Below are 257 nucleotides of genomic sequence, written 5' to 3' on the forward strand. Positions count from 1 at the left end.
GTGGCCGAGGACTTGGAATACCCCGTCTGTTCCTGCCCGAGATTGCTGTTGCCGAAGGAGAGATGCCACCGGTGGTCCGGCTTGTTCTCGACATTGAGGATCGAGGTGCCGTCGGTCTTGCCCGGCAGCATCGCGGTCTTGGCGTTGTTGGACGAGAGGCGGTTGATCTGGTCGAGACCCTGTTCGATGTCGCGCAGATTGGTGATCTCACCTTTCATGCCGGGAAAGGCCGTTGCCAGCACGCCCGAGCCAGGGGC

1 protein-coding gene is annotated in these 257 nt (G+C 61.9%); it reads right to left on the reverse strand.

From position 1 onward, the window contains the following. Positions 1 to 257 (reverse strand): POTRA domain-containing protein (locus ACR9ZK_RS22545; RefSeq protein WP_481344157.1); only part of this gene is annotated, 257 nt, incomplete at both ends.

This window comes from Monashia sp. HAY1-5C, from assembly GCF_056755255.1.